This is a genomic window from Pseudomonas nitroreducens NBRC 12694, from assembly GCF_002091755.1.
In the GTDB taxonomy this organism is placed as follows: domain Bacteria; phylum Pseudomonadota; class Gammaproteobacteria; order Pseudomonadales; family Pseudomonadaceae; genus Pseudomonas; species Pseudomonas nitroreducens.
Map to the genome: position 1 here is coordinate 176814 of NZ_BDAI01000001.1, position 23192 is coordinate 200005.

Annotated in this window: 22 protein-coding genes; 11 read left to right on the top strand and 11 right to left on the bottom strand. The window is 62.6% G+C overall.

Annotated elements, in window-relative coordinates; all coding sequences use genetic code 11:
- Positions 1–39: 39 nt before the first annotated feature.
- The 10 genes from PNI01S_RS00775 to PNI01S_RS00820 form a co-directional block, all read right to left on the bottom strand.
- Complete coding sequence (locus tag PNI01S_RS00775) at positions 40–981, bottom strand: YCF48-related protein (RefSeq protein ID WP_084357223.1); 942 nt, start codon at positions 979–981, stop codon at positions 40–42.
- Between the two features lie 16 nt (positions 982–997).
- Positions 998–3358, bottom strand: coding sequence for an efflux RND transporter permease subunit (locus PNI01S_RS00780; RefSeq protein WP_084357224.1), 2361 nt, complete (start codon positions 3356–3358; stop codon positions 998–1000).
- Between the two features lie 77 nt (positions 3359–3435).
- Positions 3436–5283, bottom strand: coding sequence for a DUF1302 domain-containing protein (locus PNI01S_RS00785; protein ID WP_084357225.1), 1848 nt, complete (start codon positions 5281–5283; stop codon positions 3436–3438).
- Positions 5284–5301: 18 nt separating this feature from the next.
- On the bottom strand, positions 5302–6654 hold the full coding sequence (locus PNI01S_RS00790) for a DUF1329 domain-containing protein (RefSeq protein WP_084357226.1): 1353 nt from the start codon (positions 6652–6654) through the stop codon (positions 5302–5304).
- Between the two features lie 319 nt (positions 6655–6973).
- Positions 6974–7615: a c-type cytochrome gene (locus tag PNI01S_RS00795; protein ID WP_084357227.1), complete on the bottom strand. Its 642-nt coding sequence runs from the start codon at positions 7613–7615 to the stop codon at positions 6974–6976.
- 2 nt (positions 7616–7617) lie between these two features.
- Positions 7618–8064: a hypothetical protein gene (locus PNI01S_RS00800; RefSeq protein WP_084357228.1), complete on the bottom strand. Its 447-nt coding sequence runs from the start codon at positions 8062–8064 to the stop codon at positions 7618–7620.
- A 3-nt stretch (positions 8065–8067) separates the two neighbouring features.
- On the bottom strand, positions 8068–8604 hold the full coding sequence (locus tag PNI01S_RS00805; RefSeq protein WP_420852380.1) for a methylamine dehydrogenase light chain: 537 nt from the start codon (positions 8602–8604) through the stop codon (positions 8068–8070).
- An 8-nt stretch (positions 8605–8612) separates the two neighbouring features.
- Positions 8613–9248: a methylamine dehydrogenase accessory protein MauD gene (gene mauD / locus PNI01S_RS00810; RefSeq protein ID WP_089285707.1), complete on the bottom strand. Its 636-nt coding sequence runs from the start codon at positions 9246–9248 to the stop codon at positions 8613–8615.
- Positions 9248–9784 (bottom strand): MauE/DoxX family redox-associated membrane protein, encoded by a 537-nt coding sequence (locus tag PNI01S_RS00815; protein ID WP_084357230.1) that lies wholly within the window; start codon positions 9782–9784, stop codon positions 9248–9250. The genes mauD and PNI01S_RS00815 overlap by 1 nt, the downstream gene beginning before the upstream one ends.
- Positions 9778–11073, bottom strand: coding sequence for an amine dehydrogenase large subunit (locus PNI01S_RS00820; RefSeq protein WP_084357231.1), 1296 nt, complete (start codon positions 11071–11073; stop codon positions 9778–9780). Before PNI01S_RS00820 ends, PNI01S_RS00815 begins: the two co-directional genes overlap by 7 nt.
- Before the next feature lie 401 nt (positions 11074–11474).
- Between PNI01S_RS00820 and qhpR the strand changes: the two genes are divergently transcribed.
- Both qhpR and PNI01S_RS00830 read left to right on the top strand, forming a co-directional pair.
- A complete protein-coding gene (qhpR, locus tag PNI01S_RS00825) occupies positions 11475–12470 on the top strand; it encodes an AraC-like transcriptional regulator QhpR (protein WP_084357232.1) in 996 nt (331 codons plus the stop codon).
- Between the two features lie 184 nt (positions 12471–12654).
- Positions 12655–14025: an NAD(P)/FAD-dependent oxidoreductase gene (locus PNI01S_RS00830; RefSeq protein WP_084357233.1), complete on the top strand. Its 1371-nt coding sequence runs from the start codon at positions 12655–12657 to the stop codon at positions 14023–14025.
- A 68-nt stretch (positions 14026–14093) separates the two neighbouring features.
- Here PNI01S_RS00830 and PNI01S_RS00835 read toward each other — a convergent pair whose 3' ends face one another.
- Positions 14094–14714 (bottom strand): tyrosine-type recombinase/integrase, encoded by a 621-nt coding sequence (locus tag PNI01S_RS00835; RefSeq protein WP_084357234.1) that lies wholly within the window; start codon positions 14712–14714, stop codon positions 14094–14096.
- A 205-nt stretch (positions 14715–14919) separates the two neighbouring features.
- Here PNI01S_RS00835 and PNI01S_RS00840 point away from each other — a divergent pair, with 205 nt between their 5' ends.
- The 9 genes from PNI01S_RS00840 to PNI01S_RS00880 all read left to right on the top strand — a co-directional run bounded on the left by PNI01S_RS00840 (position 14920) and on the right by PNI01S_RS00880 (position 23127).
- Positions 14920–15597 (top strand): thermostable hemolysin, encoded by a 678-nt coding sequence (locus PNI01S_RS00840; RefSeq protein ID WP_084357235.1) that lies wholly within the window; start codon positions 14920–14922, stop codon positions 15595–15597.
- Complete coding sequence (locus PNI01S_RS00845) at positions 15587–17053, top strand: AMP-binding protein (protein ID WP_024767070.1); 1467 nt, start codon at positions 15587–15589, stop codon at positions 17051–17053. The genes PNI01S_RS00840 and PNI01S_RS00845 overlap by 11 nt, the downstream gene beginning before the upstream one ends.
- Positions 17054–17061: 8 nt before the next feature.
- Complete coding sequence (locus PNI01S_RS00850; protein WP_024767069.1) at positions 17062–17742, top strand: iron-containing redox enzyme family protein; 681 nt, start codon at positions 17062–17064, stop codon at positions 17740–17742.
- The gene (locus PNI01S_RS00855) at positions 17729–18535 is read left to right on the top strand and encodes an SDR family oxidoreductase (protein WP_024767068.1); all 807 of its coding nucleotides are present in this window, start codon (positions 17729–17731) and stop codon (positions 18533–18535) included. Before PNI01S_RS00850 ends, PNI01S_RS00855 begins: the two co-directional genes overlap by 14 nt.
- Positions 18532–19173, top strand: a complete 642-nt coding sequence (locus PNI01S_RS00860) for a tetratricopeptide repeat protein (RefSeq protein WP_024767067.1) — start codon at positions 18532–18534, stop codon at positions 19171–19173. Before PNI01S_RS00855 ends, PNI01S_RS00860 begins: the two co-directional genes overlap by 4 nt.
- Positions 19174–19175: 2 nt before the next feature.
- Positions 19176–19838, top strand: coding sequence for a response regulator (locus PNI01S_RS00865; RefSeq protein WP_024767066.1), 663 nt, complete (start codon positions 19176–19178; stop codon positions 19836–19838).
- Positions 19835–21202 carry a sensor histidine kinase gene (locus PNI01S_RS00870; RefSeq protein WP_084357236.1) on the top strand — a complete coding sequence of 456 codons (1368 nt, stop codon included), beginning with the start codon at positions 19835–19837 and terminating at the stop codon, positions 21200–21202. Before PNI01S_RS00865 ends, PNI01S_RS00870 begins: the two co-directional genes overlap by 4 nt.
- Positions 21203–21383: 181 nt before the next feature.
- Positions 21384–22133 carry a fumarate/nitrate reduction transcriptional regulator Fnr gene (gene fnr, locus PNI01S_RS00875; RefSeq protein ID WP_084357237.1) on the top strand — a complete coding sequence of 250 codons (750 nt, stop codon included), beginning with the start codon at positions 21384–21386 and terminating at the stop codon, positions 22131–22133.
- A gap of 169 nt (positions 22134–22302) precedes the next feature.
- Complete coding sequence (locus PNI01S_RS00880) at positions 22303–23127, top strand: CHAD domain-containing protein (RefSeq protein WP_159457339.1); 825 nt, start codon at positions 22303–22305, stop codon at positions 23125–23127.
- The last annotated feature ends 65 nt before the right edge of the window (positions 23128–23192 follow it).

Sequence of the window (23192 nt, forward strand, 5' to 3'; positions counted from 1 at the left end):
CGGATTGCGATGACCGCACCCGTCATCGCAATCGGTGACTCATTGGTTGATGACGCCGGCCGGACCGAACAGGACCAGGTGGCCATCGGCACGCGGGGCCAATGCCGAGAGGTTCAGGCGATCCTCTCTTTGCGCGGCGGTAAAGCGCTCCAGGCGATTGTCGGAAAGGGCCAGCAGCCCGCCGTTGCCCACCAGGGCGACGCGGCCATCGGCCAGTTGGGTGACCGCCGTAATCGCCTCGTGGCTGCCGCTGTCGAGCGTCTGCCAGCGCTCGCCGAGGCGATCGCCCAGCAGCACCCGGCCGCTCATGCCGACCATCAGCAGCCGTCCATCGCGGAGCCCGGTGCCGCTCCACAGCGAGCCGCTTGCGCCGGTCTCCAGCGCCTGCCAGGTTTCTCCATGGTCGGCGGAGCGATAGGCATGCCCCGCCTCCGCCGCGATGAACAGATCGCCATTGCGGCCGGCGAAGAGGTGATTCAGGTGGAAGTCATCGCCCTCGGCCGAGACCGTCACACGTTGCCAGCTCTTGCCGCCGTCCTGCGTCTGCGCGGCATAGCCGTATGCCCCAACCACCACGCCGTGCCGAGCATTTTCGAACCACACCGAGAGGAGCACTGGCCGGTCCTCCAACGGCGGCAGCAAGGCCCAGGTTTCGCCACCGTCCTCGGTGTGCAGCACCACGCCGCCATGGCCGACCGCCCAGCCTTGTCGCTCGTCGACGAAGCTCAGCGCGGTCAGCAGTCCATCCACCGGAACGCTGCGGGCCTGGCGCCAGGTCGCACCGTCGTCGGACAGCACGATCACGCCGTGGTCGCCCACGGCCACCAGCCGTTGCCGAGCCTGAGCGGCCGCCACCAGCGGCGCGTGCTCGGCGCTGCCCAGCGCGATGGCAGGCACCTCGGTTTCGGCGGCGCGAAGGCTGCAGGAGATCACCAGGGCCAAGGCGACGCCGGCCAGGTGTGCGAATCGAATCGGGATCATCGGATGCGCTCCTCTTTCAATGCGCGATCAGCGGAGCGCGAACCGGCCCCCGACGCGGAATCAGGGTTTCCAGCACCACCGCCAGAGCCGGCAGCAAGGTGATGGCCATGAGCATGTTGGCCATGAACATGAAGGTGAGCAGCAGCCCCATGTCGGCCTGGAATTTCAACGCGGAGAAGGACCAGGTGGCGACACCGACGGAGAGCGTCAGCGCGGTGAACACCGTGGCCACGCCGACCTCGCGCAGAGCCAACTGGAAGGCGCTGACGATGTCGCGGCCCTGCGCCAGGTGCATCTGCAGGCGGTTATAGATGTAGAAGGCGTAATCCACGCCGATGCCCACCGCGAGCACCATGACCGGCAACGTCGCCACGGTCAGGCCGATGTCCAGTTCCTTCATGAACCAGTAGCCGAGGAAGGTGGCCAGGGTCAGCGGCGCGCAGCAGGCGATCATCGCCCGCCAGTCGCGGTAGACGAGGAACACCAGCAGCAGGATCGTCAGGTAGACGTAGAGCATCATCGGCAGCTCAGACGACTCCACCACCTCGTTGGTGGCCGCCTGCACGCCGGCATTGCCGCTGGCGAGGCGTACGGTCACGCCCGGCATGGTGTGCCCGGCGCGGTACTGCTCCACGGCCTGCACCACCCGCTTCAAGGTGCTGGCCTTGTGGTCGGCCAGGTAAAGGTTGACCGGCAACAGCGTGCAATCGGCGTTGTACAGCCGCAGGGCCTCAGGCACCTGGCGCACGGCTTCCCCCAAGGACAGCTCGTCCTGCGGCAAGGCGGCCCACTTCGGATTGCCCTCGTTCACCCCGGAGGCCGACAGCTTGGTCAGCGCCGGCAGGGACTGTGCCGAGAGCACGCCCGGCACGTTGCCGAGGTACCATGTGAGACGGTCGACATAGGTCATCACGTCGTTGCGGTAGCAGCCACCCGCCGGCGTCTCCACCGCCACGGTGAACAGGTCCAGGCCCAGCGCGAAGTGGCTGACCACGCTCTGCACATCCTGGTTGTAGCGCGAGTCCGCGTGCAGTTCCGGCGCACCCGGCAACACATGGCCGACATGCCGGCCATGGCTCTGCCAAACCGCCAGCGCCATCAGCGCCACGCCGATCAGGGTGCCGATAGCTGCGTTACGTGGCTCAGCGATGCGCCCGAGGCGGACCATCAGGCTGTCCCGCCCCGCACGCAACCGCTCGATGCGTGCCATGTAGCCCGTGTCGAAACGGAAGAAACTCGCCAGCACCGGCAACATGATCAGGTTAGTCACGATTTTGTAGGCCACGCCCACCGACGCGGTAATGGCCAGCTCATAGATCATCGGGATCGGCACCAGGACCAGGGTGGCGAAGCCGACTAAAGCGGTGATCAGCGCCAGCGTGCCGGGGATGAACAAGCCGCTGAAGCTGCGTCGGGCCGCCGTCATGCCATCGGCTCCAGCGCAGACTTCCTTGGAGATGAAATTGACCTGCTGCACACCGTGGGACACGCCGATGGCGAACACCAGGAACGGCACCAGGATCGCCAGCGGATCGAGCCCATAGCCCAGCAGCGTGATGGTGCCGAACTGCCAGACCACCGATACCAGCGAGCAGAACAGCGGCAGGAAGGTCAGCTTCCAGGATCGGGTGTACCAGTAGACCGCCAGCACGGTGAGCACAAAGGCCAGGCCGAAGAACTCCACCACGCTCTTGGCGCCCGCGCCGATGTCGCCCATCTGCTTGGCGAAGCCGATGATCTGTACGTCGTAGTCAGCGTTGGAGTACTGAGCTCGAACTTCCTTCTCCAGACGCTGGCTGAACTCGAGGTAGTTGAGCGGTTTGCCAGTCTGCGGGGCCGGGTCCGCCAGCTCGGCCACCACCATGGCGCCAGAATGATCGTTGGCCACCAGACTGCCAATGAAGCCGCCAACGATGGCGCGCTCGCGGATACCGGAAATCGCCCGGTCGTCCAGCGTGCCCACGGTGACATCGCCGCCGACTACATCCTCGGCCTTCATGCCTTCCTCAGTGATCTGCACGGCACGGGTGTTGGGCGTCCACAGCGAGGTCACGCTGCGCCGGTCAACGCCGGGCATGAAGAACAGCGTCTGGGTCAGATCGTACAGGCGGGTCATTGCCTGCTTGTTCCAGATGTCGCCGTGCCGGGCGTGCAGGACGACGATGATGCGGTTGGCGCCAAACAGTACGTCGCGGTACTGGTTGAAGGTCTTGATGAACGCGTGCTGCTGCGGCAGCTGTTTGTCGAAGCCGGCCGACATTTCCAGCCGCGAGGCGAAAGCCGCCATGACCAGGGTGATCGCGGCCAAAAGGCCCAGCGTCGCGAGCCGGTAGCGGAAGAACAGGCGCTCGAGCGCCGACACCAGAAAAGCCAACATGGAATGCCTCGATACTGCAGGGTCGCGGGCGGCGGGTCGCGCGAAAGCGGACCCACCGCCAACGAACCAGGGCTGGATTAGAACGAGTAGGAGAGATTGCCGCTGATGAAGTCGCGGTCGGCCATGAGGTTGTTGTCACCGCCGCCCCAGTACTGCACCCACTGCAAGCCGCCCTTCCAGCGATCGCGGTAGTTGAACAGCAGCGAGGTGCTCAGCGACTTGCGCCCCTCCACGAACGGCATGGCATTGGGCGTTGTTCCGTTGACGTCATGGCTGAAGTCCAGCTGCGGCGTGACCGTCACGCCACTTCCGAACAGGTTGGGATAGTTGACCCCCAGCTCAGTAACGTAGCCCCAGGAAGTTCGATCCGGCAGCGAATAGTCCGGCATGGCGTAGGGCACCTTTCCTGAGGTATCCAGCCCCGGGTAATGGGTCACCACCGCCTCGGCAAGCAGGAAAGCATCCGAGGCGCCGAGTGCCTCCGGAAGGAAGCCCAGGGGATCGTTGCCCGAGAAGTTATAGATGGCGTTCAGGTCGGCCTGCCACTTGCGCTCGTTGACGAAGCCCTTGCTGGTGCCGGTATCAAACACGCTGTACTTGTTATATCGCCCGGTCAGCCCTTGGCCGAAGGGCACGGTCGGATCGATGCCGACACTGTCTTCGGGGCGATAGGACAACTCGCCGGCGACTGCCACGGGACCAACCATCGTGCTCATGGACAGGCCATACAGATCCTTGTCCTCGCCGTAGTTGATGAAGTAGTTGTCCACCACCAGGTTGTTCGGGTCGCTCAGCGCGGTGTAACCCACGAAAGGCACCTTGTCGTGGTAGCGCTGGTAGAAGAAGCCGAACTCTGTGCCGATGCTCTCGGCGTTCCAGCGCACCGCGACGCCATACTGGCCGCTGTTCTTCGCCTCCTGCTCGCCCGCATAGGGGACGGCAAGCCCAGCGGCAACCAGATCATTGTGGCTTACGCCGGTATTCAGCGGATCGCCACAATGCCCCGTGGGCGTCGTAGTGCAGATCCCCGGCAGAAGGCCCTCGACATAGTTCGTCGAGTAGTAGATCGCCTGCCTCCCTTCGCCCGCCACATCAGTGGTGGAAAAGTAGGTGCCCACCGGGTCCAGGGCGTAGGCATTCCACTTGAACTGGTAATAGCCCTCCAGGCTGACGGTATCGGTGAGGCCGACATTGAAGGAGGCCATCGGTGCTGGGATGAACACTTCCTTGAGCTGGGTACCTGGCGTGTGGTACTTCGGCAGACTGAGGGCGTTGATCTGGTTGATGCCGCCGGGCACGAAGATCTCTGCACCCCAGCTGATGACCTGGTTGCCCACCTTCACCTTGGCAGGCATTTCGCCCAGGTCGAAGCTCTTCGCTACCCACAGGTCGAGCAGGTCGAAGCGCTCGGTGGCGTCGCGCTCGGCCTGGTCGTCCAGTTCCGTGCGACGGGTGTCGTCCATCTTGAAGTCCTTGGCCCAGGCGACGCGTCCGAGCGCGCTCCAGCCGTCGCCGAACTTCAGGCTCAACTCATGGGTGCCCTTGATGACGCTGGAGAACACGTCGTGTTTGGCGTAGTTCAGGTCGCCGTCATCTGCGTTGCTGTAGTTGATATCGGCATTGGCGTAGCCGTTGCCGCGAGTCGTGTTGTAGTAACGGCCGAGCTCGGTGTTGCTACCGGTGTTACAGCCGCCGTTGTCACTGCCCAGCTGATGGCAGTCGGGTGACTCCAGGCGTTGGGCGAAGCCGTAGGTCAGGGTGGAATCGAAGCTGCCCGAGATCCCATCCTCGTTGCCGAAGATGAAAGCGAAGCTCGATGGCGCCCAGCCCAGACCGGAGGCGATGGCCACGGCCAGCGCCAGTTTGCGGCGCGAAAAGGATTTGCCTGTAAGCACCGGGGCGCCGCGTTTGTGATTGCTCTGCATGTCCTGCCCTCCGTCCGATCAACGCTCGCCGCGACGGCGCAGTTCGTTGGAGTTGAACATCTTGTCGTTGACCCGCCCCTGCAGGCCGGCGGTGTAGTCGAGCACCTGGCCTTCCTGGGTAAAGCCGTCGGCGATGTAGCGCCGGGCAATCAGGTCGTAGCTGACATACTCTGAGCTGGTGCAAGACTGGATTTCGGGGTCGGCCCACTGGCTACCTTCCTGCACGCGCCAGAGGTTGCCCTTGGCGTCGTACATATCCACGTGCAGCAGGTTCCAGCTGTCCTCGTCGAAGTAGAAGGTGCGCTTGGCGAACGAGTGGCGCTTGTCCGCCTTTACGGTCGCCTCAACCACCCACACGCGATGCTTCTCGTAGCGCTGCACGTCGCGGTTCAGATAGTCCTTGCCGATCAGGTCCTCGTACTTGTTGGACTTGTCGACCAGCTTGAAGGAGTTGTACGGCACCACCATTTCCTTCTTGCCGACCAGCTTGAAGTCGTAGCGGTCAAGGGCACCAGTGAACATGTTGATCTGGTCAACGAAGTAGAGGTTGTCAGAGCCTGCGATTGGGTTGTCGTAGGCGAAGGACGGGGCCAGTCGCACGCGGCGCTGGCCGGGGAAGTAGATCCAGGAGCCCTGCACCTTGCTCAGGAAGGAGTGCACCAAGTACATCTCGCCGGCGCGGGACGAAGGCGAAAGCACCTCGTAGAGCTGCTTGGCTTCCACACCCTCGACATCTGAAGGATCACGAACCGCCGCGTCGTTGTAGGGATACCACTCGTAAGCCCACTGTTTCACCTCGCTGAGTGTTCCATTTTGCTCGCGAAGCAGTACAGAAATCTGCGCCCTGCGTCCTTTTGCCATATAGCGCAGCTTGTAGTTCCACATCACCTCCACGCCGCTCTTGGGCACGGGGAACGGCACCGTGGCGCCGGCCGCCTGCTGCAGCGACCAGCCATCGCTTCCGACGCTGGCCTGCCCGGCGAAGGCCTTGGTGCGCTCGGCCACTTCCGCCGGAATCGCACAGCTGCGGTGGGTCGGGTACACATCCAGACGGTAGCCTGGATAGGTCTTGATCAACGCCGCCTGCCCCTCCGGCAACAGCGACTGGTACTTGCCCAGGTTGCCCGCGTCGATGCTGTACAGCGGCTTATCGCTGGCGAACGGATCGCCGTGGCCGGGTGTCCAGCCGGCCGGCGCCTGGATCAGGCCACCGCTCCAGGCGGGAATACTGCCGTCGGCGTTGCCCGCCTTCTCAGCACCCACCGCAGTCAATGTGTTACCCAGGTCAGCCGCGGTGGCGGCATGGGCAGGGCCAGTAGCAAGGAGCGCAAACAGCGCACCACCCAACAGCGAAAGGGGGAGGTATCTCATGAACTTCTCCTGGTGGAGCTTTTTGTGGTTATCGGGAAGCAGTTCGAAATGACTCAGAGGGACCGGGTCAGGGAAACCCGGGCCTGAAGGAAAGGCGTAGCTCGCGTGCAGGTCCGATCGTTGCGATTGCGCAGTGCGCGGAGCCCACCTGACGGTAACTGCCGTTCCTCTTCCTGGCGTTCTTGTCCAGGCGAGCCGCGGTGGTTGTGGGAGCACGGTCGCAACCACCGCGGCCGCCTGTAAGCAAAGCTATAGGGAGCGCTGCGCCTGGAATTGCCAGCAGATGACAGGTGGGTTGGCATCTCGTGCCAATCGATATCTAGTGCTGCGCGCCCACGGGCGCCTGGGCCGAAAGACCGGCGAGGTAATCGATGATTGCCAGGCGGTCCTCGGTACTGCGGATCTGCAGGGCAATGCCACGCATCCAGATACCCAGCTCATCCGCATGCGCCTCCGCGCCGCGCATGCCCTGCGTGTAGTGGGTGAGCTGGCGGTCGAGATAGCTGGCATCGAGGATGCTCAGGTTTGGGGTTTTCAAGTGGGCGAAACCCTCCGCGTTTGGCCCGTGACAGGCGGCGCAGGTGCCCTGGTAGAGGCTTTCACCCCGCGCGTCAGCGACGCTTCCGCTGGCGGCGGCACTCGGCGCAGGCGGCGGCTGTTGCGCAAAGTGCTGCGCAAGGGACTTGAGTTCGGCATCGTCCAGGCCGGCTACCACGGTCCGCATCTGGGCGCCGTGGCCGTCCTCTGGGTCGTAGCCGCGCTGGCCGTGCTTGAACGCTTGCAGCTGCCGCAGCAGGTAATCGGGCTGCTGGCCCGCCAGGCGCGGCGCGCCGAGGGCCGCGTTACCCTGCCCCTGGTTGCCGTGGCAGGCCACGCAGGTTTCGCTACCGGTCACGGTTTCGGCGCGCAGGTGGAAGGTGACGGCCAGCAGGAGCAGGCCGACTGAGATGCATGGCTTCATGATCAGTTTCCTTTGCGTGTCTGTTGCGCTTGTTGCGCGATGCGTTCGATCAGGTCGCGGCGAACCTGCGCGACATCGGCCGGGACGTGCTGCCGCCACTCGTGCAGCTCCGCACCGCTGTAGGGTTTGAAATCGGTGGGCAGTTGCTGTGGGCTGAAGCGCTCCAACATCCAGTTGAGGACGCCGGCTAGTGCATCATCGGACAGCCCAGAGAGCGCAGAGCCCGGCACCTGCACCAGGTATTCGCGCCCACCCGGCACGCCGAGGAACTTGCCGAGCTGTCCCGGAAAGGCCGGCACCTGGCGCAGCTGGTTGCCGCTGCCATCAGGAAGATGGCAGCCCTGGCAGTTGAGCATGTAGTCCAGTTGCCGCTGCTCGGTAGCCGACAGGTCCGGTGCCCCCAACAGCAGCGCGACAAGGCCGATCAGCAGCGAGGCGCGAGCGGCCATGGGCTACTCCTTCACCCCGATCACCACCGACAGCGAGCAGTGATACGGCATGTCGGCCTGGCTGCCGGAGCACCAGTTCAGGTCGTTGGAGCTCTGCGGACGGTACAGCGGGCGGTCGCCCTCGTCGCGCTGGCACACACAGCGCCCGCAATTGCTCTTGCCGCAGCAGTCGTTGTAGGAGATCACGTAATCCTTGCCATCGGACGGATTGCGGCAGGTGCCGATCCAGGTGATGTCAGAGCGCACCGTCCCCGGCGGGCAACTGTTCACCGTGCCGCCGCAGCAACTACAGAGGAAGCCGTCGATGGCGCAGTAGCGCCAGTAGTCGCAACTGCTCGGATCACCACTTTCCACCAGGGCTGCCGAACCGCCCTGGGCAGGGGCGCTCTGGGCGAAGGCGCTGCTGCGAAACACCGGCAGCAGCGTGGTAGCGCCGGCGCCCGCCAGCAGCGTACCCAGCCCGCCAAGGAAACCGCGCCGTGAAGTGCCACGAGCGACTTTGCGAGTCAGTAGTTCGGCGGCCTCATCAAACCAACGGATTGCCATGCTCAGTGCACCTGCTTATAGAGAGGTTGTTCGGCGGCGCGCTGCGCGGCCTCGTATGCCTGGATCGAGGCAACGCCAAGCTCTTGAGCCTCGAACAGGCTCTCCAGGTGCTCGCGGGTATTGATCAGGCCATGGGTGACCACAATGCCGGCGGCGTCGATCAGCACGCCGTAAGGCAGCTTGCTTATCTGGTAGGCCAGGCCCACCTCCCGCGACAGAAGGTAAGGAAACTCCTCCAGGCGCTGGGCCGAGATGAATGCCTGATGCGCGACCGCCTCGCCATCGCTTGCCAATACCACCCGTAGGCGCGAGCGCTCTTGTTGTGCAATGGACTTCAGCACTGGCAGGAGTGTCTTGCAGACCGGACAAGTGTCCGAGAGGAAGAACAGCAAGGTTGACCGCCCGAGCCCGTCGCGCCCGCCAAGGCTGACCGAGCCGCCGGTGAGGCTTGGCAAGGTAAACGACGGCGCCGCTTCGCCTGCCTTGATGGCTTTGCCGAGGGACAGGGCGCCCACCGGTCGGATGCGTTCATGCAGCAACCCCACCTGCCGCGCCAGGGCGAGCACAGCGAGGATCAGGGCAAGATTAAGCAGCCAGGAAAAGCTGCTGGAGACGATTAATGCGTAGGTCATGTCCATCACGGTTCTCCCACGACAGCACGATTGGAAATTAGCGAGTGGGCCAGCACATAGAGAGCCACGCTGCCGGCCAGGACGAAGATCAGGGTGACGCCGTCGAACCAGGTCAGAGACCGTCCCCCCATGGGCGACAGCAGGTTCAGCGCCGGAATCGCCAACAGCAGATTGCGCAGAACCAGTGCCCTGCCCGGAGGCTGGGGACGCCCGCCGAAGTGGCAACCGCAGTCAGCGATGGAGGAGCCACGCTGCGCCACGATGGCCAGCAAGGCGGCATATAGCCCCAGTAGGTAAACAGCGGGCAGTGCAGCATCGGGTTGCCAGGGGCTGGTGAGCACGGCACCGGCGGCCAGTAACTCCAGTAACGGCACCAGACCGGCAACCCACGCGGGAAGCAGGCTGCCCAAGGCGGCGTTGTAATCACCGAAGATCACCGAGAATTCCCGCCAGTGGCGCAGCTTGTGCACGCCAGCACTACCCAGCAGCAAAGCGAGGCCGGCGGCGCTGGCAAAGTGCAGAACAGGTTCGTCGATCACCATGGCGCCACCGCATTGAGGAAGCCCAGGGGTATGTCACCAATTCCGCGCAGGTGCTCGCCGCTATCGGCGTCATACAGATTGATTCCCTGGCGCAACAGCGGCATCAGTCCCTTGTCCCCTTCGGTCAGGTAGATCCAGGCGGTGAACAGGCTGGGCATGGGCACGATCCAGTCGAGACTGTAAAGCCGCGGCTGCTCGCCCTGGCTTACGCCGATGGCGGTGCTCTGCTCCTTTAGCTCGATGCGCGCCAGGCGCTTCTGGGAACGCGTGTCGAACACCCAGACCTCGGTACCGGGCTTCTGGTAGTTCTCGGGTTTGTCCTTGTGCATCAGGACGAACAGCCGGCCACTGCGCTCGTGCAACGCGGTGCCATGATTGCCGGCGACGCCCCAGCCGTCGGCGCGCTCGGAGTCGCTGAGCAGTGACCAATGCTGCTTCGCCTCGACGCCATCGGCTGTCATGCGCAGCCCGTAGGCATCGTTGTGCTGGGACACGAAATACCAGATGTCGCCCTGGCGCGATGCGGTAGTCAGCAAGGCGTCCTTGACCGGATCAAAGACAGGCGCCGTGCGCTCCTGCAAAGCCACCTGGCCTTGCTCGTCCAGGCGCAGGTGGAAGAAACCGCCGTTGCCGCAGATGGAATAGAAGTCTCGTGGCCCGGCCGGATAGATGGATGCGCAACCGGGAATGGCGACTTCGCCAACGAAGCGGTAGTTTTCCAGGTCGACCACCGAAATGGACTGCGCCGGCGTGAAGTTGAGCACCAGGAGAAAGCGCTCATCATCCGAGAGCACGCTCAGGCCGGTGGAGATCAGCGCGGTCATGCGCTTGGCTGGAATGGCAATCTCGCGTTTGGGGCTGAGCGTCCGCGAATCGTAGACAGTGACCACGTCCGAACGGGTGCCACGCACGCCACGGCTGAAGTAGATCTCGCTGGCGTAAAACTCGTCTCGCTTGTGCGATAGCACTAGTCCGTTGGACCACATGCCGGTGCTCACCTGGCCAAGATTGCGCCCATCGTCGGCGAACAGGTAGGCGCGGCCATCGACCATGTTCGGGGCGTTGCTGCCCCAGATCCAGAACCAGTGCTGGCCCCGGTGATCGGCCAGGGTTTCCACCCGGGCCTGTTCCGGCACGAATTGCGCCAGCGCCGGCACGGCCACGACGGCAAGCCAGAGGCCACAGAGCAGGCCACGCAGGCGTCGCGGGCCGGACGTGGCCGGAACGGGAGATAACAGAGGAGCGGCGCGCAGATCGGCAGCGCTCCGCCATCGCAGGCTGACTAGCATTTGTTCTTGTTCTCCTGGGATCGGGCATCAGGCGTCCGGGTATCGCCCAGCCCCACTACCGACTGTCGGCGCGTGGCTGGCGAGTTGACCGGATAACTGAACAGGAGCATTCGTCAAAGCAGTGAGCGGCGGCTTGCCAGCAGGTGACAGCACCATTGGCATCTGATGCCAAGCCGGGGAAACCGAGGCGACTCCAGGCGTCCTCTTTCCCGATGCCGGGCTTACCAGTCACACCTTGAAACGATTATCGTAAGGTGGCGAGGAAGCCTCCGGCGGGCCTTGCGCCCTCTCAGCAAAGCGAGGGTGCCGGGCGACCACCGACCGCAGCCGATCACCCCGTTCGGCCGCGGTATTTCAGGAATGGACAGCAGAACCACAAGAACAAGAAGGCGGCGGTGCACATGAAGTTGGTACGTACGGTGGTGTCCGAAAATTTCTTCCGTCGATTCAGGGATAGCTTCGAGCCGTACCTGGACCCGCTGGGAATCGATCGTCGGGTGCTTGAGCGTGCCGACATCGAGATACCCGGTGAGCAATACGTCGCGCTCTGGGAAGCCGCCGCGCAACGCAACCCGAGCATTGGCATCGAGCTCGGCATCCAGACCGAAGGCGACGACTTCGGCGCTCTCGGTCATGCGCTCTTTTGCGCGCCCAGCGTCGAGAAGGCCCTGAAGACCCTACACCAGTTCATCGTGGTCTTCGCGCAGGAATCCAGCTTCGACTTCAAGGTCGAGGCCAACGCCTTGGCCGTGGAGTATCGTGTCACCATCCCCACCATACTCCAGCGCCGGCAGGATGCCGAATTCGCCGTTACATGCGTCCTGCGGATGCTCAACCTCATCACCAGCAGCACCTTGCGCCCCATCCGCCTGGACTTCGAACACGACCGCCCCACCGACCTCTCAGTGCATAAGCAGGTCTTCCGGTGCCCGCTCTACTTCAACCAGCCCACCAACCGAATCCTCCTGCCGCTGGAGACACTGCAACTGCCGGTGGTTCGCGGCAACGAACGGCTGTACATGGCGCTGGAACCCTACCTGGAACGAGAACGCGACGAGCGCGCCGTCTCCGACGAACTGCTTGCCCAGGTGACCCGCATGATCGCCGCAGAGATGAGCAGCGGCGCGCCATCCCTCGACGAGATCTGCGAACAGCTGAACCTCAGCCGGCGCACCCTGCAGCGGCGCCTCAAGGACCATGGCATCGAATACTCCACGCTGGTCGAGGACGTGCGCCGGGAATTGGCCCTGGCATACATCAAGGACTCGGACTACTCCATGACCGAAATATCGCTGCTGGTTGGCTATGCCGAGTCCGGCTCCTTTACCCGCGCGTTCCGCCGCTGGACCGGCCGCTCGCCGCAGCAATACCGCACCGGCAACCGGCCGAGTTCCTAATCTCCGCCCTCTGCAAGATTGGCGCGCGCGGCCCAAATGCTGGCACGCGCTAACAATCCAGCCGCCCCGCCGCCACCTACCCTCGTGGTCATCTTGCCGTAGGCCTGGGCCGTCGAATGTTTCGGCCCGCCCTCGTACGGCACTGCTTTCCCAATCACCAGACCGACAAGAAGAGATTGAGAGCATGACCATCAACAGCACCCCGGCAACGGACAGCAAATCCTTCTGGCAACACGACTTCGGACATTACTCGCCTAACCCTGCACTGAAGGAAAACCTCAAGGTGGATGTGGCGGTCATCGGCGGTGGCTTTACCGGCCTGAACACCGCGTGGCAGTTCAAGAAGGACAATCCCAACGCCCGCGTGGTCGTGCTCGAAGCCAACGTCATCGGCTTTGGCGCCAGCGGCCGTAATGCGGGATTCAGCACCAAGATGTTCGGCCTGGAGCCTGAACTGGTGCTGCTACGCTGGGGCAAGCAGAAAATGGTCGAGGCCCACCGGTACCTGGAAAAAGCCGTTGCCTACACCCGCAGCCTGATCGAAGAGAACGGCCTCGATGCCGATTACCGCCACAACGGACTGGTCCGCATCAGCTACTCGAAGCAGCAGGCGGACCGCCTGAAGAAGAGTTACCAGCTGTTCCAGGAATTGGGCATCGATGACGACATGACCTGGCGCGATCCGGCGCAAGTTCGCCAGGATTTTCATTCCGAACGTTTCCACAGTGCGATCTACGAATCCGGCACCGGCTACCTCAACCCCTGCAAGCAAGTGCGCGCCCTCAAGGTTCTGGCGGAGTCAACCGGAGTGCGCATCCACGAAGCGACCCCCGTGACCCGGATCGAAAGGAACGCCGCCGCGATCACCCTCGACACTCCGGCGGGCATCATCACCTGCGACAAACTCGTGGTGGCGACCAATGCCTACTCAAGGCAGATCCCCGACACCCGCTCCCTGCAAACCCGGCAATTCCCCCTATGGACCTACCAGGTCGTCACCGAGCCGCTCAGCGAGCAGCAATGGGACAGCATCGGCTGGAAGAAACGCGAATCCTTTGGCGACAACCGCCAGATGCTTCATTACTTCCGCCCTACCGTGGACGGGCGGATCGCCATCGGCGGCGGCGACGCGATCGTCTACCGCTCAGCCCCTATGGAGGAAGTGCCGTCCCCCATGAGCTGGCAGCACTGCGAGGCCCACCTGAAGTGGATCTACCCACAGCTCAAGAACCTACGCATCGCCTACCGTTGGGGCGGGCCGGTGTCAGTCACTGCGGACATGGTGCCCGAGATCAGCTTCATAGGCGACGAACGCGTCATCTATTCCGGTGGCTGCTTCGGACATGGTGTGGCGCTGAGCCATCTCAATGGCCGGACCATCGCGGATATTCTCAATGGAGAGAAGACCGAGCTGACCGACTTCTGGATTGTGAACCGGAAATCCTATTCCATCGGCAGCGACACGCTCGCTTTCCTTGGTGGCCGCATAGCCCGCCAAGGGCTCAAGGCTTGGGACTGGTGGGAAGAACGTAGCCTGGACGTACGGCCTGGGTAGGTCCGCTATGGGTCGCTAGCTGACTCAAGGAGGCGCCGGCTCGAAACCCGGCGCCAAAGTGGAAAAGGTCAAACCTCGGTCTGCTCCGCCATTTCTAGAGCGTCGTCCACCTCAATCCCGAGGTATCGAACAGTGCTCTCCAGTTTCGTATGGCCTAGCAGCAGTTGAACTGCCCGCAGGTTCTTCGTTCTGCGATAGATCAGTGAGGCTTTGGTTCGACGAAGCGTATGGGTTCCGTACAGCGTGGGGTCGAGACCGATTGTCGTTACCCAAGCTTTCACTATGCGGGCGTACTGCCTCGTGGATATATGCGCTGAATGTTGAGCACGACTCGGGAAAAGGAAATCGTCGTTGCGACGGCGAGCGGCAAGGATCCAAGCTTCAACTGCTGCTCTCGTCTGAGCGGTGATTTCGAACTGCACCGGCCGCTGGGTCTTCTGTTGCATGACGATTGCACGCGTCGATACATGATCACCGTGAGCGATGTCTCTGACGCGCAGCTTCGTTAAATCACAGGCTCGTAGCTTGCTGTCGATAGCGAGGTTGAACAGCGCCAGATCACGATCCTTGTTTGCGATTTCCAGCCGCACTCTGATAGCCCAAATGTCCCTAAGTCTCAGTGGTGCTTTCTGGCCGACCAGTTTGCCCTTGTTCCAAGGTTCGTGAGCTTTCTTTGTGGGTGTGGCCATGATTTGTCCTCCACATGAGTGAAGGACTAGGGTGCATCGCGCCTAGTCCCAGTGGCTCTCCGACCAGACTCTATGGCCGGAGATGCTCTTAAAACACTCATGTCGGATATTTCGCTTCCACCGCCGCTGACTCTCAGCGACTTCAGACTACTTTCAGATTTGCCGCTGATACTCCCCTCATCGAACGACCCCTGGGGGGATCACCATGACCCAGCACGAATGGAGCAGCCTGTTTCCATTCCACTTTGGCTCCGTCGCCGAGCGACAAGCTCGACTGACCTTGCGCCGCGAGGGCGACTCCGACCGCGAGGAGCTTGAAACCTTCATCCACGCGCGTTTCGAGTCCATCCACCACGCTGACGTCCACCACTATCTACCGGAGCTCATCGGGCTTCAGGACAGCCACGGGCGCTTGATCGCAGCCGCAGGCATTCGTCCGGCCAGCCACGGGCCGCTGTTTCTTGAGCACTACCTGGACGAGCCGCTGGAGGGCGTTGTGTCGCGGCTTGCAGGTCGTGCCGTCGGGCGTGAGCAGTTGGTCGAGGTAGGCAACCTTGCTGCCCTGAGTGCTGGCAGTGCACGCGTAATCATCACTGCCGTGACCTGGCTGCTGGCTGCGCGCGACCTGCAGTGGGTCGCCTTTACCGGCGCCTCCACCCTGGTCAACAGCTTCCACCGATTGGGATTGGAACCAACCGTCATCGCCGAAGCAGATCCGCGTCGTCTGAATGGCGAACTGGCCAGCTGGGGCAGCTATTACGCACAGCATCCTCTGGTCTACGCAGGAAACATCGGTTACGGCCATGAAGAGCTGGAGCGCGCGGGGGTGTACAAGCGCATGGGTTTCCCGATGCTGCTGCAGGAGGCCGGCCATGCCGCATGAACTGAATGCCTTTCGTGAGGTGCTGCAGGCGCACGCCACGGAGCATGCGTCGAAAGTGGCTGTACGCGGAATCACGGGCAACGTCACTTATGCCCAGCTTCTGGCTGAAGTTGAACGTCGCGAAGCATGGCTGCGAGAGCTACCCGGAGGGCCGTTTACCCTCGCATTGGAGAACGGCCCCGAAGCGCTCTTCTGGGACCTGGCCGCCCTCTTCGCTGAGCGCCCTTGCGTCATCCTCCCGCCCTTTTTCAGTGCCGCACAGCGCCTGCATTGTTTGATGCAGACCCAGGCGACACTGGCCGTCGCCAACGACTCCTTCGCAGAAGATCTGCGAGCAGCCGGTTTCACACCAGGCGAGCGCTTCTGGGAGCGGCCGGCCGTTGTCGACGCCGATCTACCGGCAGGCACTGCCAAGATCACCTACACCTCCGGTAGTACCGGGTCGCCCAAGGGCGTATGCCTGAGCGCCTCTTCACTGCTGTGCGTCGCACAGGAGCTCGAAGCGGCGAGCCGTCCCACCGAGCCCTCGAAGTACCTCGCAGTGCTTCCGCTGGCCGTACTGCTGGAGAACCTCGGCATTTATGCTGCCCTACTGGCGGGAGCCGGCATCACGCTCTACCCGCAAGCGCAGATGGGCATCGGTGGCGCCAGTCAGGTCGACTGGAAACGCTTCCTCGGCACCATTGCACTTAGCGGCGCCGAGAGCCTGATTCTGGTACCGCAACTCCTGCTTGGCCTGGTCACCGCCATCGAGCGAGGCATGATGAAAGTCGGCCCCCTGCGTTTCGTCGCAGTAGGTGGTGCCAAAGTCGCGAGCAGCTTGCTGGAGCGCGCCGAAGCAGTGGGCCTTCCGGTCTTCGAAGGCTACGGGCTCTCGGAGTGCGCCTCCGTGGTTTGCCTGAACCGCCCTGGCGATCAACATCCAGGAAGCGTTGGCCGTCCCCTACCGCACGTCCAGCTGCGTATCGCGGACGACGGGGAAGTGCTAGTTCGCGGTTCCACCCTGCTGGGCTACCTGGGCGAACCTTCTTTCGATGAGGAATGGTGGCCAACCGGCGATCTCGGCCATTTCGACGCTGCTGGCTTCCTCTACCTGGCGGGCCGCAAGAAGAACCAGTTCATCACCAGTTTCGGTCGCAACGTGAATCCCGAGTGGATCGAGGCCGAGCTTTCCCAGACAGGTGTAATCCTCCAGGCCTTCGTTCACGGCGAGGGGCTGCCGCGCAACTTCGCATTGCTCTGGCCCATCGACCCTGGCATCAGCGACGAAGTCATCGAACAGGCCGTGCAGCAATGCAACGCCGGCTTACCCGATTACGCACGGGTTCATGCCTGGAGACGCCTACCCAGCCCCTTTAGCGGTGCTGACGGAACCCTTACCAGTAACGGCCGACCGCGCCGCCAGGAAATCCTCCGTCGCCACCAGCCCCTCATCACTGAACTCTCGCAACCCTGAGGTCTGCCATGAACTTCTTCGATACTCTCCAATCAGCCACCACTCAGGAACGCCAGGCACTTTTCAGCGTCCCTGTCATTCGTGATGCCCTGGGTGGCGTTGTCAGCCTGGAGGGTTACATCGCCTTCCTCACTCAGGCCTATCACCACGTTCGCCATACTGTGCCACTGATGATGGCGTGCGGCGCTCGTCTGCCCAGCCGGCTTGAATGGTTGCGCGGTGCAGTCTGCGAATACATCGAGGAGGAGTACGGCCACGAGCAGTGGATTCTCAATGACATCGCAGCCTGCGGAGGCGACCCGGAGCAGGTACGTAACAGCCGCCCCAGCCTGCCGATCGAGCTGATGGTGGCCTTCCTCTATGACCTGATCGCCCGCGACAATCCTGTCGGCCTGTTCGGTATGGTCAATGTCCTCGAAGGTACCAGTATCGCCCTCGCTACCCAGGCCGCCGGCAGCATTCAGCAAGGACTTGGTCTACCGCCGACGGCATTCAGCTACCTGAGCTCCCACGGCGCGCTCGACCAGGATCACATGGCAACCTATCGCGAGCTGATGAACCGCCTGGATCGTCCGGAAGATCAAGAGGCGGTGATTCATTCCGCCAAGGTCGTCTACCAGTTGTACACCGATATGTTCCAAGGCCTACCGCGAGCCCACCAGCCAGAGGTGCAGCATGCGCTTGCGTGAATCGGTGGTGGTATTGACCGGTGCCAGCGGCGGCATTGGGCTGGAACTGGCCAGCCAGCTGTGTGCTGGTGGCGCCCGAGTACTGGCAATCAGCCGGCACCTTGGCGGTCTGGCGGTGCTCATGAACCGTTATCCCAATCAGTTGCGCTGGCACTCTGCCGATCTTCGTACCAGGAGTGGCCGGCAGGAGGTAGCCACCGCTGCCTGGGCCATGGGTGGCGTGAACGTGCTGATCAACGCCGCAGGCGTAAACCGCTTCGCCCTGCTTGAGCAGATCGATGAGGACACGCTGGACGACCTGCTGGATCTCAACATCAAGGCCCCCCTGCAGCTGACCCGCCTGCTGCTGCCATTGTTGCGCGAGCAGCCTCATGCGTTGGTGGTCAACGTCGGCTCCATCTACGGCTCCATCGGCTATCCCGGCTACGCGACCTATAGCGCCAGTAAGTTCGCCTTGCGCGGATTCTCCGAGGCGCTTCGACGCGAATTGGCTGATACCACGGTCGACGTACTCTACGCGGCACCACGTGCCACCCGTACATCGATGAACACTTCAGCCGCCACCGCGCTCAACCAAGCGCTGAAAGTGGGGATGGATGATCCGGTCGATGTCGCGCGGGCAGTGCTTGATGCGGTGCAACAGCAACGCAACGAGCTGTACCTGGGATGGCCTGAAAAACTCTTCGTGCGCCTCAACGGCATGCTGCCCGGCGTGGTTGACCGCGCGTTGCGCAAGCAGCTCCCACTGATCCGCCGTTACAGCGATGCCAACGCCAAGGAGCACAGCAAATGAAACGCCTGATACTCGCCAGCCTCATTGCCTTCTCCCCACTGACCTGGGCGCTCGATCAGACTGGCAACCAGCACCTCAGCGCGATCCAGCAACGTTGGGCGCAAATCCAGTACCAGATGCCTGAGGCGCAACGCGCAGCCGCTTTCGAAAAGCTGGCGGGCGACGCGGAGACCTTTACCCGCGAGCAGCCCCAGGCTGCGGAAGCTTGGATCTGGAATGGAATCGTGACTAGCAGTTGGGCCGGTGCCACGGGCGGGCTTGGTGCGCTTGGTAAGGTCAAGGCTGCCCGAGCAAGCCTGGAGAAGGCCCTGGCTCTCGATCCAAACGCTCTGCAGGGGTCGGCTTACACCAGCCTCGGCGCACTGTATGACCGAGTGCCTGGCTGGCCCATCGGATTCGGTGACTCGGACAAGGCAGATGAGCTGCTGCGCAAGGCGCTGCAGTTGAATCCGGAAGGCATCGACAGCAATTACTTCTGGGGTGACCATCTCTATCGCCAAGGGCATTACGTCGAAGCGCGTGCGGCTTTGCAGAAAGCACTGCAGGCACAGCCACGGCCCGGCCGTGAGCTGGCCGACCAGGGCCGACGCGGCGAAATCAATGCTTTACTCAAGACGATCAAGGACAAGCAGGACTAAGCATGCGGTTGCTGGTAGTCGAAGACGATCCCGCTCTGGGGGAAGGTATCTGCAACGGATTGCGCCAGGAGGGTTACACCATCGACTGGCTGCAGGACGGGGTGAGTGCATTGCACGCCTTGCAGCAGGAGACCTTCGATCTGGTCGTGCTGGATCTGGGACTTCCGCGCCTGGATGGCATCGAGGTGCTGCGCCGGTTGCGTGCTGGAGGCGATGCGGTGCCCGTGCTGATCCTGACAGCCCGTGACGCGACCGATGATCGCATCGCCGGTCTCGATGCCGGCGCCGACGACTACCTGGTCAAACCGTTCGACCTCAACGAGCTGAAAGCTCGCCTGCGTGCGCTACTGCGTCGCAGCGCCGGTCGCGCCAAGGTGCTGATCGAGCATGCCGGGGTGACACTCGACCCGGCCACTCGGCAAGTCAGCTACCAGGGGCATCCAGTCGTGCTGACCCCGAAAGAGTACCGGTTGCTCCATGAACTGCTGTCCCAACCCGGCAAGGTCTTCACCCGCGAGCGGCTCACTCAGCTCCTTTACGGCTGGGATGAAGAGCCCGAGAGCAACACGCTGGAAGTGAATGTCTATCACCTGCGCAAGAAACTCTTCAACGATCTGATCCGCACCGTTCGCGGCATTGGCTATCTGGTGGAAGGCAAAGCATGAGTTCGTTGCGCCAACGCACGCTCTGGCGAGTAATGCTGCTATTGCTGGTCGGTACCAGCCTGCTTGCGCTCTACAACTATCACGACAGCAGCCACGAGATCGACGAGATCTACGACGCCCATCTGGCGCAGAACGCGCGCCTCCTGCAAGGCGTCATGAGCATGCCGCTAGGCGACAAGGATCGCCATGCGTTGTACCTGGCATTCAATGAAGCATTGAGTCAGGCGGGCAAGCATCGCATCGGTCACCCCTACGAGAGCAAACTCGCCTTCCAGGTGTGGCGCATCAACGGTGAAGTCCTGGTACATACAGTCAGCGCCCCAAGCTTCACTCGTCCGCTGACCGAGCCCGGCTTTTCCAACATCATGGTGGGGGAGCAGCAATGGCGCAGCTTCGTGCTTCCCGTGCCAGAGCGCCAGTTGGTGATCTGGGTCGGTGAGCGCAACGATGTGCGCAACGATCTGATCGGCCGCATCGTCCGCCACACCTTATTTCCCTTCCTGATCGGTAGCCTCGCGTTAGCGTTGCTGGTATGGCTGGCCATCGGCTGGGGGCTGCAACCGTTGCAGAACATGGCACGCGTCATCCGAGCGCGGCATGCAGAGTCACTGGAGCCACTGCAGCTGGTACCCCTACCTCGAGAGCTCGAACCCATGCAGGCGGCGCTCAACCGGCTGCTGGGGCAGATTGATGAGCTGCTGCGCCGTGAACATCGATTTATCGCCGACGCCGCCCATGAGATGCGTACGCCCCTGGCAATCCTTCGGCTGCATGCGCAGAACGCGCTCGAGGCCAGGAGCGATGTCGAGCGAGATAAAGCCTTGGAGTTTCTGGTTGGTGGTGTGGATCGTCTCAGTCGAGTGGTAAACCAGCTACTGACCATGGCGAGAATCGAGCCGCGACTCGGGCAACGCAACTGGGTGACGGTCGATGTCGCTGCAGTGGCGACGGAGACATTGGCGGAGATGACACCCTGGATTTTGGATCAAGGCCAGGAACCGTCTCTGGAAATCACCGAGGGCGACTATCAGCTTCAAAGTGATGCAGGCGCTTTGGGCATTGCTCTGCAGAACCTGGTCGCAAACGCAGTAAATCACTCACCAGCTGGCGGTCGAGTCAACGTCACGCTACACCGTGAAGGCAACGCCATCGTACTGAACGTGGAAGATCAGGGGCCTGGCATCGACCAGGAAGACCTGGAGCGTGTCTTCGAACGCTTCTACAGCAAAGGATCCGAGAACGGCGCCGGACTGGGCCTGTCCATTGTTGGGATGATCATGGAACGGCTTGGAGGCAGCGTACAGTTGAGCAATCTCCCCTCCGGTGGACTTCGCGCAACGTTGAGGGTCATTCCTGCCTCCTGAGCACTGATGTCCGCTACGGATCGGAATCGGACAGTCTCGCTGTAGCGGCTTCTGCCTAGGCAGTTCACCTTCACTACCGACACTATTCTGAAGCCAAGCCACCTCCGTTTGTCGAAGGCTGCGTGGCCACGAAGCGAAACGGCTAGAATGGCTAGAACGCCCGTATGCCGGGGCTTACGTGATGACTGACAGTCAACGCCCATCCCAGCTCTTCCAGGTCAGTTGCCTTGCCTGTTCGCTGAGCCGCCTTTGCCTTCCCGCCAGCCTGACCGAAGGTGAGGTTGCGGAGCTGGACCGCATAGTTCGCCGCAACCGGCCGCTGCACAAAGGGGAGTACCTATTTCGAGCCGGCGAACCGATGCGGCAGGTATTCGCCTTGCGTTCGGGAGCGCTGAAGACCTACCTGCTTGAGTCCAATGGTGATCAGCAGGTGACCGGCTTTGTCCTGCCCGGCGAAATGATTGGGCTGGATGCAATTGGGGCGCCGTCCTTCCGAGGGTTCGCGGTGGCTCTGGAGACTTCGCTGGTATGCGCCATCGACCTGGAGCAATTGGAGGACCTCTCCGGACGCATTCCCGGGCTGCGCCACCAATTACTGCATATCCTCAGTCAGGGTATCCACGGCGAGCACGAACACATTCGCTGCAACCGCGAGCGTGCCGAGCAGCGGCTGGCCCAGTTTCTGCTGAGCCTGTCGGCGCGCTACCAGCAGCGCGGACTGTGCCAGGACCGTTTCACGTTGTGCATGACGCGTGGTGATATCGGCAACTACCTCGATCTGACCCTGGAAACCATCAGCCGGTTGTTCACTCGCTTCGTGCAGACGGGCCTGATCGCATGCGAGGGTCGGGAGGTGCATTTGCTCAACCACCAAGAGCTTTGCCGATTGAGCGGGATCGAGGGGCAAGGTGCCGCAAGCGAAAATCGCTGAGTCTGCCCGCCTGGAGTTGCCCTCTTCAGCCGCCAGAACGCCTGTTTGATTCGCATCAAAGCGCCGCGGCCTTCCCTGGCGGAGGCTGCTCCGAGCGTGCCAGTTGGTGCTGGCGCCGCCGGAGGTCACCATGCGCCCAGACAGAGCGTTCCCCCTAGCACCATCCCGTATGCCAGCCAGCAGCACCGACTTTCTGATTGCCCGGCTCATCGGGTTGCAAGTGGATTATCTGTACACCGCACAATGCATCGAGAGCGCCAGTGACGGTGAGGCGCTGCACGACCTGCGCATCACGCTGCGAGGTGTGCGCAGTCTGCTGCGTCCACTGCGCCAGTGGCCGGAGCTGGCGGTCCTGGATCAGGCCGCCGCGGCGCTGCTGACGAGCACCAGTGACTTACGGGATGCCCAGGTACTAGCTCAGGAACTGGAGCGGCTGGGCTGGCAGGCAGAAGCCAGCAGACGCCGGGCGCATGTGGAACAGAACGTTCGGCTGTGTTTGCGCAAGCCAATTGCCAAACGAGTGCTCGGTGAGCTGGAGCGTTGGCCCGCCGCGTTTCGCAAGATCCGCTCCGGCAGCGATCTCAAGAACATTCGCAAGCTCGTCAGGCGACGGGCGAAGCGCGATCTGGTGCAGCTTCGCGAGGTGCTGGAAAAATCCCACGATAGTCCCCACGACTGGCACGCCATTCGTCTGCGCATCAAGCGCGTGCGCTACCTGTGCGAGAGCTATGCCAACTGGGTCAGGCCAGACGATGCACTGATGAACGACCTCAAGCGCGCCCAGTCAATTCTGGGCAATGAACATGACCTGAGCCTGTGGTGCACCAGCGGCGACAAGGACCAGTCGCTTCGCCCACTGATCAACGGGTGGTTCTCAGCCAGGACGGAAGCCCAGCACGAGGTGCAGACGGTTTTGGCGGCGCTGCTGGAACGGCTGACAACTTCCAGAAAGGAGAGAAAACACGTCCCACCGCTGAAGCCGGTGAAAGGTTGACGAGCCCTCTGCGGCGGCCGGTTGGCAGCCGGAGGCGATGAGATTACCGCCATTTGATCACGATC